Annotated in this window: 11 protein-coding genes; 5 read left to right on the forward strand and 6 right to left on the reverse strand. The window is 67.8% G+C overall.

The annotated features are described in order from the left end of the window. Nucleotides 1–410: 410 nt before the first annotated feature. Entirely contained in the window at nt 411–938 is a 528-nt protein-coding gene (locus ACFWFI_RS08075) for a GNAT family N-acetyltransferase (protein WP_387386970.1), read from the forward strand. A 15-nt stretch (nt 939–953) separates the two neighbouring features. On the opposite strand, the gene ACFWFI_RS08080 is transcribed toward ACFWFI_RS08075, so the two are convergent. Next, nucleotides 954–1,337: a hypothetical protein gene (locus tag ACFWFI_RS08080; protein WP_387386971.1), complete on the reverse strand. Its 384-nt coding sequence runs from the start codon at nt 1,335–1,337 to the stop codon at nt 954–956. Between the two features lie 110 nt (nt 1,338–1,447). Then, nucleotides 1,448–2,395: a quinone oxidoreductase family protein gene (locus ACFWFI_RS08085; RefSeq protein ID WP_387386974.1), complete on the reverse strand. Its 948-nt coding sequence runs from the start codon at nt 2,393–2,395 to the stop codon at nt 1,448–1,450. A gap of 104 nt (nt 2,396–2,499) precedes the next feature. On the opposite strand from ACFWFI_RS08085, the gene ACFWFI_RS08090 reads away from it, so the two are divergent. Further along, on the forward strand, nt 2,500–2,961 hold the full coding sequence (locus ACFWFI_RS08090) for a MarR family winged helix-turn-helix transcriptional regulator (protein WP_387386976.1): 462 nt from the start codon (nt 2,500–2,502) through the stop codon (nt 2,959–2,961). 412 nt (nt 2,962–3,373) lie between these two features. On the opposite strand, the gene ACFWFI_RS08095 is transcribed toward ACFWFI_RS08090, so the two are convergent. Next, nucleotides 3,374–3,745 carry a fic family toxin-antitoxin system, toxin component gene (locus ACFWFI_RS08095; protein WP_387386997.1) on the reverse strand — a complete coding sequence of 124 codons (372 nt, stop codon included), beginning with the start codon at nt 3,743–3,745 and terminating at the stop codon, nt 3,374–3,376. A gap of 2 nt (nt 3,746–3,747) precedes the next feature. Further along, nucleotides 3,748–4,011 (reverse strand): hypothetical protein, encoded by a 264-nt coding sequence (locus ACFWFI_RS08100; protein WP_387386978.1) that lies wholly within the window; start codon nt 4,009–4,011, stop codon nt 3,748–3,750. Between the two features lie 91 nt (nt 4,012–4,102). Here ACFWFI_RS08100 and ACFWFI_RS08105 point away from each other — a divergent pair, with 91 nt between their 5' ends. Next, the gene (locus tag ACFWFI_RS08105) at nt 4,103–4,405 is read left to right on the forward strand and encodes an SbtR family transcriptional regulator (protein WP_387386980.1); all 303 of its coding nucleotides are present in this window, start codon (nt 4,103–4,105) and stop codon (nt 4,403–4,405) included. A gap of 441 nt (nt 4,406–4,846) precedes the next feature. On the opposite strand, the gene ACFWFI_RS08110 is transcribed toward ACFWFI_RS08105, so the two are convergent. Further along, nucleotides 4,847–6,055, reverse strand: coding sequence for an acyltransferase family protein (locus tag ACFWFI_RS08110; RefSeq protein ID WP_387386983.1), 1,209 nt, complete (start codon nt 6,053–6,055; stop codon nt 4,847–4,849). Nucleotides 6,056–6,083: 28 nt separating this feature from the next. Between ACFWFI_RS08110 and ACFWFI_RS08115 the strand changes: the two genes are divergently transcribed. After that, a complete protein-coding gene (locus ACFWFI_RS08115; protein ID WP_387386985.1) occupies nt 6,084–6,311 on the forward strand; it encodes a hypothetical protein in 228 nt (75 codons plus the stop codon). 720 nt (nt 6,312–7,031) lie between these two features. On the opposite strand, the gene ACFWFI_RS08120 is transcribed toward ACFWFI_RS08115, so the two are convergent. Next, entirely contained in the window at nt 7,032–9,716 is a 2,685-nt protein-coding gene (locus ACFWFI_RS08120; RefSeq protein ID WP_387386988.1) for a SpoIIE family protein phosphatase, read from the reverse strand. Between the two features lie 1,224 nt (nt 9,717–10,940). Here ACFWFI_RS08120 and ACFWFI_RS08125 point away from each other — a divergent pair. Then, entirely contained in the window at nt 10,941–12,122 is a 1,182-nt protein-coding gene (locus tag ACFWFI_RS08125) for a S8 family peptidase (RefSeq protein ID WP_387386990.1), read from the forward strand. Nucleotides 12,123–12,183 lie beyond the last annotated feature (61 nt).

The raw sequence follows: 12,183 nt of genomic DNA on the forward strand, positions 1-12,183 counted from the left end.
GCCCGGGCTCAGGGGCCCCGCTTCCTGCCCGGGTGGCCAGGTCAATGCCCCGCCGGCACTGGAGCCAAAGGCTGCCGACGAAGGGTGGGGGCGGCGGCCCCGCTCGTCACAGGCCCTCAGGTGCTCCATCAGCACGGGACCGCTGTCAAGAGAGTCCGGATGCTTCGGGAAGTCTTCCCCAGCTCATCCCGATCCGGTCCAGGACATCAGTCCCGCTGCCGGTGAGGCGGCCTTCGCGGCGGGCTCGGGCGTATTCAGTGCCGGCTCGACACCCAGTATCCGGACTTGTTGGGCGAGAACACGAGCTGCGCGATCGACTCGATCCTCCGGCGAGCAGTGAGTCTCGGCGGCGCGGGCACCCCCGCATAGGCTGGCCGACTCAGCCGACGCGCCACGACGAGGATCAGCCCATGAGCAGCAGCACCAGGATCCGTCTGATCGAGCCCACCGACGCCGCCCCGATAGCCGCGCATCGGGTGCGGGACTTCGAGGCTTTCCGGCCATGGGAACCGGCCCAGCCGGCCGGCTTCTTCACCCCGGAGGGCCAGGCGGAACGGATCGACAGCCTGCTGGCCGGACACCGGGCCGGCACGGTCTGGCCGGGCGTGGTGCTCGCCGACGACCTGGTGATCGGGCAGGTCACCGTCGGAGGCATCCTGCCGCAGCCGCACCTGCGCCGCGGCTCCGTCGGATACTGGATCGCGAGCGTCGCCCAGAATCAAGGACACGCCGGGCAAGCCGTCGGGCTTGCCCTCCGGGTGATGACGGACGAACTCGGGCTGCACCGCGCCGAGGCGTCCACCAATCTGGAGAATCTGCCGTCGCAGCGGGTGCTGCGCCGCAACGGGTTCAGCCCGTACGGCGTCGCGCACTCCTCGATCCTTCTCGACGGAAGCTGGCGGGACGGGCTGCTGTGGGAGCGGATCCTCGGCGAGTAGGCCCTGTCCGAGGCATCAAATGAGATCAGACTGCTGCGGGTGGCGGTTGCTCATGGACGGCAAGAAGCGGTGGGGCGTCTGACGCGCCTCTGTAGCCTGTTCCAGCGCCGCTGCTGCCTCTGCTCGGGCCCTGGCACGGTCCTCTTCGAAGACGAGCACGCAGACCAACGCGTCCAAGGCCCCCGCGACCCTCTCCCGCCAGTCAGCGAAATCCACGGGGTCGGCATTGAACGGCTGCTGCGACTTCACGAAGCGGAGATGGCTCAGGGCGTGCTTCAGCACGGGGTCAACCACGAGACTTCTTTCGATCGGTACGCGGTCGACCCCATCGTGCCCCACTTTCAGAACACGCCCAAGCCCGTAGGGTGCACCATCCCGGCGCGCGGCGACCGCTGCCACGCCTCGCGTACTTCTGGCGCCCGGACAATGATGCCCGTCCCCACAGCACCCCGACACTGGGCGATGCCATGGGGACTTCGCCGATCGCCTCAGGCGCTTTCCGCGAGTTGTCAGACGACGCGGAGGATGCTCTTGCCATGGGTTGCGCCCTCGGCGAGGTGCTGCACGGCCACAGCCAGGTCCCCGAAGGCGTACTCGGTGGTGATGTCCACGCGGACAGTGCCCTCGGCGACGAGGCGCAGTGCGCGGCGGGCGCTGTCGGCGAGCCGCTCGGGGTAGGTCCGACTGAGCAGGTTGCTGTTGTAGGTCAGGAGCGATTTGCCGTGCATGAGAAGGTCGTTCGCGTTGACCAGGACGGGTTCGTACGTGGCGAGATTGCCGTATGCCACCAGCCGGCCGTGTGCTGCGAGCTGCTCGAGGCCGGCGGTGCGGGTCGGCCCACCGACCGGGTCGAGGATGACGTTGGGCTTCTCGTCGCCGAACTTGGCCGGGAACTCCTCGCGGAGCAGGAGCTGGTCGTACCCGAACTGTGCTGCGTAGCCGGCCCTTTCGGCAGTGCCGACCACACCGATGATCCGGTCTGCTCCGGCCAGTCGGGCGAACTGGGCGGCGAGTGTGCCGACCGAGCCGGCGGCGGCGTGGATCAGCACGCTTTCGCCGGGCCGCACTTGCGCGGCGGTGTTGACCAAGTCGTAGGCGGTCGGCGCGCCCCACCCGAGACCTGCGGCTGTTCTCAGCGGCATGCTGCCGATGCCGAAGGTGAGCGTGGCGGATGCCAGGACCACCTCGGCGTAGGCGCCCGAGGTGGTCAGCGCGGTGACGGCCTCACCGACACGATGTGTGTCGACACCCGCGCCGACCGCGATGATGTGCCCGGATGCTTCGAACCCCGGGACGAAGGGGCGCGGTAAGGGGAAGTGGCCGTCCCTGACCATCGTGTCACCCCACTGGATGCCGGCGTAGGCCACCCGGATCGCCACTTGGCCCGGGCCGGGGGTGGGTTCATCGACTTCGGCGATCCGATAGCGGTCATCGGCGTCGAGAAGGACAGCCTTCATGGTTACAGCCCTCTGCGTTGACTCAGTATCCTTACAATCGAGAACAGTACGCATGTAAGGTTCCTGAGTCAACGCAGAAACCTGTCAATGGATAGGAGTACACCGTGGAAGCCCCGATCGAGAACGACCTCTGCACCCGGATCAAGCGGTCGGAGCAGGCACTGATGGCGCACCACGAGGCAGTACTGCGCGCCTACGGGCTGACCATGACGCAGTACACCGTGCTGTTGATCCTCTCGCGTGAAGGCGGCATGTCCGGCGCCCAACTGGCCCGCTCCTGCGGGGTGACGCAGCAGACCATGAGCAGCGTGCTGACCAACATGGAGAACAAGGAACTCATCCACCGCGAGACATCCCCGGTGCACGGCAAGGTGCAGATCGCCACCCTCACCGATGAGGGCCGGGCGCTGTTCGACCACGCCTACCAGGAGGTGATCGTCCTCGAAGACGCGCTCACGAACGCGTTCACGCCCGCAGAACACGCCTCACTCTGCGAACTCCTGGAACGCGCCACCACCGTCCTGACCGAACAGACGCGGCACGCGACAGCCCCGCCCGCCACCTGAGCCGGCAACCGCCACACCCCGGGCAGCCCCTTAGCTGCGCAACCGGGGGCGTTGGCGCTCATCGCGTCGTTCCCCTCGGGCCGATCGCAAGGCCCCGACCGGGACCCCGACACCGGACACCTTCCCGGAGACCGGCCGTGCTCGGCTCCCGAGGACATCAAGGACCTGGACCGCTGGACCCCGCACCGCCTCCGCTACAACGCCCTGGGGCACGACGCCGAAGGCGGCACCTCCACCCCACGTTGCAGGCCCACTCACACCACACCTCCATCCGGTCCCTGGAGAGGCGCGGCCGCCCCGGCGTCGACGCGGTCGCCACGCACGTCGCAGAACACGACCCCGGCGCACACCACCATCGATGAACCTTCAGAACCCACCGGCAGGTTGCTTGCTCCTGGCGTCCGAGCTGGGACTACCGGGCCCAGGTGCGCAGCTGCTCGGCAACGCCGGCGACAGTACAGCGCGGGTTGTACAGCTCCCGCGCCAGGGCGTCGAGTTGCTCGCGGTCCGGGTCAACGGGGACACCGCTGGCATTGAGGTACATGACTGCCACGGCACTGGCGACGGTGAGATTGGAGCGCTCCAACCAGCGGCAACGGCCGAGCGTGTGGACGAGGGCGGCGGCGCGGGCATAAGCGCCGCCGTAGACGGGCTGCTCAAGGAGTTCCGCCCGATGGCGCGCGACTGCGGCAAGCGGGACACCGAGATCGTCAGGAGTCGGGTCAAACCGGCCGGCCCGTTCGGCGACTTCCAGGATCCAGGACAGATCAACATGCAGAGACATACTCACGCAGCGGCGCCCCGATCCTGCGACGCAGGGGTGTACTGGGCATCGAGATCGGCCTCCAGGCCGTCGAGGAAGTCCCCGTGGGTGTCGATCAGGCACTGGGCAGCAACCATCCCGGCCGAACGCGCACCAGTCGTACCCTCGGAGATGATCCGCTCCACGTACCTATTGAAGTCCAGCCCCCAGGCGGCTGCGGAGCCTATCCCGGCGGCAAGGAGGTCGGGGGCCAAGCGGAGCTGGGTCTGCTGCCTGTCTCTACTCACCACAACAAGGTAGCAGGGTGGTAGCAGCGGTGGCGCTATCCCGGCGCCCGCAAGGAGGCGACAGGAGCCCTGCAATGAGTGATCGCACCGGGTGTTTCATCTGACTGACGATCACCACCAGCGCCATGACCTCCGCCAGGAGCTGGGCCGCAAGGGCACCATGGCGACGCCGGCCACCCGGGAACGGATCACTGCGGCAATCGCGGTGATCCTCGACGCCGGGGCGGAGTCCGGCGCCCTGAGGGCACATGTCGAGCCGAAGGAGGTCACGATGATGCTCCTCGGAGTCTTCCTGCCCACGACTGCCGACAACAGCCCGGAGCTGACGGGACGGCTGCTGGATCTCGTGGTGGATTCGCTGCGGCCAGCGGCACAAGGCCCATCGCGGGCCTGATGTTCCAGTCAGTCGCCGAGCGAGGTAGTGAGGTGCAAGGGCGGGCTCCGGTCCACACCGAGAGGCCACCGCGTGGTCCATGCCGTGAGCGAACTCCAGGCTCGTGCCTCGCCGGTGAAGGACTGGGCAGCGACGACCGCGCCGAACGTTTCGTCCGGCAGGGCCTCATCATCTTCCCCGCAGGCCGGAGGCGACGGCGGGGCGCATTGAATCGCCAAGACGTTGGTGTAGCCGGTCCCGGTCAGTCAACTGCGAAGGGCGATCCTCTGGCGAGCAGGCCCAGACCCCTACGCACTCATCGCCGTCGGCCGTGACGTCTGCTCGTGCCGGCCCATTGGCCTCGACCGGATCGAGACGGGACATCACTGACGGACACCGCCTGCGAGCAGCCCTGAAGTCCGTCCCCGGACCGGCACGCGCAGACGTCACGGTAGAACGGGTCTACGGACCGACCGTCCCCTTGGTCGCCTGTTCAGCGGCACGAGGATGAGCGAGTGGGTGCGCAGCGGAGTCGGCGGGGGGCCCGGTGCGACGGCGGGGCTGGGGGCCCGCTGCCCGCAGCCGCCGTTCCAGGGGGTGCTCCACCCAGTGGTAGGCGCAGCCGGCCAGGGCCTGGCTGACCGCGATCACCGCGAGCCAGACGAGTGCGGTGTCGAGGAGGCCCTCCGGTCGGCCATGGAGGCCGAGCCATGTGCGGATGACGATCTCGTGGATGAGGTACCAGGCGAAGGACCAGTGGCCGAGGCGTACGGACCACCGGCCGGTCAGCCCGGTGCGGCGGCCGTCGAGGTCGGCGCGGGCGGCCGCGGCGACGAGCAGTGCGAAGATGGGGGTGGCCAGCAGTTGCGAGGCGTGCATGGCGCCGTACCAAAGCCCATCGGGTGCCGACTGCGACCAAGGGATCAGCGCCAGGTGCCAGGCGGCGACGAGTGCCACCGCGGTCCACAGGCCGACGGGGGGCCGCCAGCCGCGGGCCACGGCGAGACCCGCGGCGACCCCGAGCACGAACTGGAGCATGCGCGTCATGGGCAGGTAGTCGAGAAGCCACACCCGAGTGGGCGCATCGGTGACCAGGGCCCCGCTCAGCCAGACCGCGACCACGCCGACGCAGGTCAGCGCCCAGATCCAGCGTCGGCCACGGGCCGAGTGGAAGACCGGGAGAACTATCAGCAGAGGAAAGACGAGGTAGAACCAGGCCTCGTCACTGAGGGACCAGGCGGCGGGGTTGGCACCCTTGAGGAACACGGTCTCCGGGATCCAGGCGTGCACGAGGAACAGGTTCGCGACCACGGCTTTCGCGGACACCGCCTTGCCCAGCCAGAGCCACGCTCCGACTGACGCCGCGCTCGTGACCACCATGAGCGGCCAGATCCGGGCGAAGCGCCGCCACAGGAACACCTTCGCCGGAACCGTCGCCCCGTCATAGGTCCAGGCCAGGACGAACCCGGACAGTACGAAGAAGAAGGTGACCCCACTGCGGCCGTACCAGACGGTCTGACTGAGCCCTGGTATCTCCCCGACCTGACGGGACAGGTGGTACAGGACGACCAGCAGAGCCGCCCAGAAACGGAGCCCCGTCAGAGACGGTAGTCGGTCCCGACCGGACATGGACGCCCCGGCCTGGATATGGGAGTTGATCGCGCGTTGCATCCCGCGATTATCAGCGCTGTGTCAAGGCATGGCCAAGGCGCGCGAAGAACCCGCACCGCCGGAGAACGGGGCGCCGAGAGACGCCCGGAACGCTTTGGAGCACCTGGACGAAGCGGTCCTTGGTGAGTACGCTGCCACGCCCCCGAAGGTTGGCAAGAAGGATCAGCGGGAGCGGGCCCTGCGCCAGCTGCCCGAGCAGATGATGTCGCTGGAGACCAGCGGTCCCAAGCTGTTCGGAGTACTGGAACCGATGTGATCGGCAGTTCGGCGCTGACCGTCGTAACGTCGACCAAGACTGAGCTTCAGGATCAGGCCGTCAACCACTACGCAGAGCTGATGCGCGACAAAGAAGGTGCTGACCCAAGTTCGAGGCTCTGCGCCAAGGACTCGGGGAAGACGGCGGGGATCTCAAGGAACGCGTATACGCTCTGCGCGCGCTCAGATCACCGAGTTCGACCCGCTCCCATTCACTGGCGAAGACTCACAGTGGAACCTCACCTTCGAAGAGGTCATCGACGGTGTCTGGTAGTCCCGGCAGACGTCGCAGCCCGGCCAGGGGGCCCTCGACCGGTATTGGAAGAGAAGAGCATGCAGCTCAGGGCTCGGGTCCTGGAACTGAAGACCGAGCAGGAGACCCTGCGACGGGCACCGAAGGGTCTTGCCAGTCAAACCATCCGGTGAGCTGACGTCAGCTGCCGTTACGGCACCCGGTCATGCCAAAGACACACCATCTTTGACCCTTGCATTCCAAGACGTGGGGGCGCAGCATCGCCTTCGTTTCCATGGCAAATACCGGCTCCGGCTCGAGTGCGCCAGCACCCGAGGCTCAAAGCCGTGCAAGCGTAGTCAGTGCAGCGCCGCAGCCAGTCGTCGGAGCGGTTCGGCGAGCTCGGGGTGGTCACCGCGTGAGGCGGACTGCAGGAGGTCGGCCGCGAATGCGGTCAGTTCCTGCTGGAGCGCCGTTGGTTCCCGCGGATCAGAGGGTGGGATCGTCGAACTGGTCGAGAAGGGCTTCGGTGAGTGTGTCGCTCGTTGTGGCAGCGGCACCGTCGTGCAGCGATTGTTCAGCCCAGATGACTTTGCCACCCGGCGTGTACCGCGTGCCCCACCGCTCAGCGAACTGCGCCACCAGGAACAGCCCACGTCCGCCCTCGTCCGTTGTCGTCGCCCTTCGCACACGTGGCGAGGTGCTGGATCCGTCCGACACCTCGCAGATCAGGCTGCGGTGGTGCAGCAGCCGCACCCTGATCGGCGGCGAGCCGTATCGGATCGCGTTGGTGATCAGCTCGCTGAGGATGAGTTCCGTGGTGAACCCGATGTCCCCCAGTCCCCACTCCTGCAGTTTCGCCCCGCACTCCGCACGCACCGGGGCCACCGCCGCCGGATCCGGCAACACCTCCCAGTGCGCCACCCTCGACGGATCGAGCAACCGGGTGCGCGCCACCAACAGCGCGATGTCATCGGCCGGGTGCGCCGGCAGCATCGTGTCGATCGCCGCCTGACACGTCTCCTCCGGAGTGTGCCCCGCCCTCTGCAACGCCCCGCGCAGCAGGTCCAGCCCGGCATCGATGTCCCGATCGCGGTTCTCGATCAGCCCGTCGGTGAACAGCACAAGTCGTGAGCCCTCGGGTAGGTGCAACTCGATGGTTTCGAAGGGGTGATTGCCCAGGCCGAGAGGCGGCGAAGCCGGCACTTCCGGATAGGCCACGGTCCCGTCCGGATACACCACCGCCGGTCCCGGGTGTCCTGCTCGCGCCGTCGTGCACACTCCCGTGACGGAGTCGTAGATCGCGTACAGGCAGGTCGCCCCCGTGACCGCTTCGGTGTGGCCCTGCGGGCCGTCGCCGGTGCTCTCGTCGCTGTCGATGCGGCTGACCAGGTCGTCCAAGCGCCCGAGCAGCTCGTCCGGCGGTAGGTCCAGGGCGGAGAAATTGTGTACCGCGGTGCGCAGCCGCCCCATCGTTGCCGCCGCGTGCAATCCGTGGCCGACCACGTCACCGACCACCAGCGCCACCCGGGCCCCGGGCAGCGGGATGACATCGAACCAGTCCCCGCCCACTGCGGCTTCAGCCGGCAGATACCGCCACGCCACCTCCAACGCGTCCTGTTCCGGTACCCCGTGCGGCAACAGGCTCCGCTGCAGGGTCACTGCCATCGTGTGCTCCCGGGTGAAGCGGCGGGCGTTGTCGATTGCCACGGCCGCCCTCGCTGCCAGCTCCTCCGCCAGGGAAAGGTCCTCCTCCTTGAACGGCGGCGAATCCCCCGTGCGCCAGAAGTTCGTCATTCCCAGCAACACACCACGCGCCTGGAGCGGCACCGTCACCAGCGAATGCACCCCTTGCTCCAGTGCCCTGCAGGCCCCGTCAGGGTCCTGTTCCCGCCACCCTCGCGCTTGTCGCAGGTCGCTCTCCAGCACTGCCTGCCCTGCCTCCAGGGCCCGCGCCTGCGGCGCCGCCCTCGAGAATGTGATCAGCTCGCCGACCGGGTAGAGCCCCTCCCGTTCCTGGGGTCCGCCGCTGATTGCCGTACGTCGCATACCCGCCGTCCTGGCCGGCTCTTCCCCCCGCGCCACCGGTTCCAGCAGATCGACGGTGACGATGTCGGCGAACCGCGGGGTCGCCACATCCGCCATCTCCTGCGCGGTGCGCACCACGTCCAGCGTGCTGCCGATCCGCACCCCTGCGTCGTACAGGAGTGTCAGCCGCTCCCGCGCCACCGTCGCCCGCCCGGAGACGGCTTCCAGCTCTGTGGTGTCCCGCAACGTCACCACCCAGCCCGCTGGGCCGCCGTACGGGGCTGTGGGTCGCATATTGACCGCCAGCAACCGATCCCCTGCGCGGTGCACTCCATCTGTGGTCGGCTCACCCGATGCCAGCAGCCGAGCCGTATCCGCATCCAACTTCAGTTCCGCCACCTGCCGCTGCTCCGAATCCACCGGGAGCTCCAGCAGCCGCCGCGCCTCGTCGTTGGCCAGCAGCAGCCGCCCGTCGGCACCGATGATCAGCACCCCCTCCCGGACCGCGTGCAGCACTGCGTCGTGGTGCTCGTACATCCGCGTCATCTCCGCCGGGCCCAGGCCGTGCGTCTGCCTGAGCAGCCGCCTGGCCACCAGCGCCGTCCCCAAGATGGACAGAGCGAGCGCGGCCGCCCCGGCACCGAAGATGATCGGCAGCTGCCGTGCGGAAAGGCTGGTCACCTTGTGGACCTTGATTCCGGCGGACACCAGGCCGACGACCGAGCCACGGCTATCGGTCACCGGCACCACCGCCTGGATGACCGGGCCGCTGCCCTCGGGCAGGGGCAGCCCGCGTGCCCGCTCGATGGTGGTGCCGCCTTCCAAGGACGGTTCGATGGTGCCGATGAACTTCTGCCCGATCCGTTTCGGGTCGGGGTGCGTATAGCGAATTCCGCTGGTGTCCATGACAACGATGAAGGTCACGTTGGCCCTCTTCCGGGCCGCTTCGGCACGCGGCTGCAGCACGGCTGCCGGATCCCGGCTGCTCAATGCCTGGGCTGTGCCCGGGGCGTTCGCGAAAGTCTCTGCCGCTGTCAGCGCCTGGCGCTCGGCCTCCCGCGTACTGTCGCGCCCTGCCTGGAGCACCAGGGCCGTCACCGCGGCCGCAACCAGCAGCGCCACGATGACGATCTGCAGAACGAACACCTGTCCAGCGGCGCTCCGCAGATTCAGCAAAGAGCGCAGCCATGAGCCTGCGGACTCACCTTGATTACGTGCCGGGTCAGCGAAGAGACGATGCGATTCATGATGCTTTAGGCCAAAAAATCCCTTCATAGCTAGTTTTTAGCACCGTTTGCGTTCCTGAGGGTGACGCCCTGAGACGACCCTGCGACACGGGACGCGGAATCGGGTGACTTCCCGATACAGGCACCCCCGAACTCCCCGAAGCCCTCGATCTCAGCGAGAACGATGCGACCCGGGCTCCTCCTCCGCCTCCCCTACGCCGACGCACAACCGCCACCAACCGTAGGCGCCGATTCTCAACATGATTTCGCCGACGGTGCAGGCCGCGGCGACATCGACGGACGCGCTGGCGGTCAGGTGACGACGAAGGGTCCGGCAGAACCATGCGTCCAGGACAGCTCCCATCGCACGGCTCGGCCCGGGGCACACCCAGCCGGGCTGGCAGCAAGCTCGGGGCCGGATCAGCGCCAGACCCAGCGAACCGGCGCACATTCCGCCTGCGCCTCAGTGCCAGAAGGGGCCGTTTGAAGCACGTAAGTGGGGACGGGCCAAGTCAGCTCGCGCGCGTCAGCACCCGCCATTGACTCCTGGTCGGTCAATGTTTTCGCCAGCCCTGAAGGGCTGCTGCGCGAAGCCCCTCAGGTTTATGGCGGCTCGACGGCGGGCGCGCTCCGGGTGGCGGCCGAGGCAGGCACGCAGCGTCCGTCCGCCGCCCATGCCGGCACGCGGCCAGGGCGCGGCAGCTGCCCAATTGCGCCTCGTGAGACTGCGCCGGAAATCAGTGGGCCCACTCGCTGCGCAGCCACGCCGGTGAGCTCACGCTGAAGATTGCCGGCCTCACCGAGGAGGTACTCATCGACGACATCCGAAAGAGCCAAGTCGACGATCGGCAGGCCGGCGACTCGTCAGTTCGCCGGGGCGACATGACAAGCCCGTGGAAGATCAACATTGCTGATCCGGCCCTGCGCAGCTTGGCCCGCATTTCGGATAGGTGAGGCGCACGCACAAGATCCACACGTCATGGTGATGGCCCAAATCCCTTTGTTTCAGGGGTAATTACTAACCAGCTGCGACCTTGTGTCGTACGTCACACTACGGGGCTCTGGTTCGCACAACCGCCCGTCCTGGCACCATGCACGACCGTACTTGTCCGTAGCCAGGTCAACGAAAGGTCAGGTGCACGGGATGAGAGTCACTGCCCGTCGCATGGGAGCGCTGATATCCGCGCTCGCCGTTGCGACCGGTCTTCAGTTCGCCGTCTCCCCCACCGCGCAAGGCGCGATCATTGGCGATCTTCGTCTCGCCCCCTCCGTAACCGCTGTGCAGAACAGCTGGATCGTCGTCCTGAAGGACGGCAGCACCGACGCCGCCGATCTCGGCGTCACCCCCAGGCACACCTACCGCAATGTCCTTCAGGGCTTCTCCGCCTCCTTGTCAGGGGCGAAGGCGAAGGCGCTCGCGGCCGACCCGCGCGTGGCGTACGTCGAGCAGAACTCGATCGTGCGGCTCAACGAGACCCAGTCCAACGCAACCTGGGGTCTCGACCGGGTCGACCAGCGGAGCCTGCCGCTGTCCAAAACATACGCGCACAGCACGTCCGCTTCGAACGTGAACGCGTACATCATCGACACCGGAATCCGTACCTCCCACAGCGAGTTCGGCGGTCGAGCGGCGGTCGGCAAGGACGTAGTGGGCGACGGCCGCAACGGCCAGGACTGCCAGGGCCACGGCACCCATGTGGCGGGCACGGTCGGCGGCAAGACGTACGGCGTCGCCAAGGGCGCCAAGCTGATCGCCGTCCGCGTCCTGGACTGCGACGGCTCAGGCACCACTGCCGGTGTCATCGAGGGCGTCGACTGGGTGACGGCCAACGCCAAGAAGCCGGCCGTCGCCAACATGAGCCTCGGCGGAAGCGCCAGCGCCTCGCTCGACAACGCAGTGAAGAAGTCGATCGGCTCCGGCGTCAGCTACTCGATCGCCGCGGGCAACGGGCTTCCGATCCTGGGCCTGCCCGCGAACGCGTGCAACTACTCGCCCGCCCGTGTCCCCGAGGCGATCACGGTCGGCGCGACGGACAAGACGGACAGCCGCGCGTCGTTCTCCAACTACGGAACATGCCTGGACCTGTTCGCCCCAGGCGTGGACATCACGTCGGCGTGGAAGGACAACGACACCGCCACGAACACCATCTCGGGCACGTCCATGGCAACCCCGCACACAGCGGGCGTGGCAGCGCTCTACCTCGCTACTCACCCGACCGCGACCCCGGCCCAGGTCCGGAACGCGCTGGTGAACAACGCGACGAGCGGGAAGGTCCAGAACCCTCTTACAGGTTCGCCGAACAAGCTCCTGCACTCGCTGTTCTAAGAGGGCTGGGGCACAAGGTGCCCGAGGAGCTCCCACCCGCCAGGGAGGGAGCTCCTCGGGC

This window comes from Streptomyces sp. NPDC060209 (assembly GCF_042728155.1).
Taxonomy (GTDB): domain Bacteria; phylum Actinomycetota; class Actinomycetes; order Streptomycetales; family Streptomycetaceae; genus Streptomyces.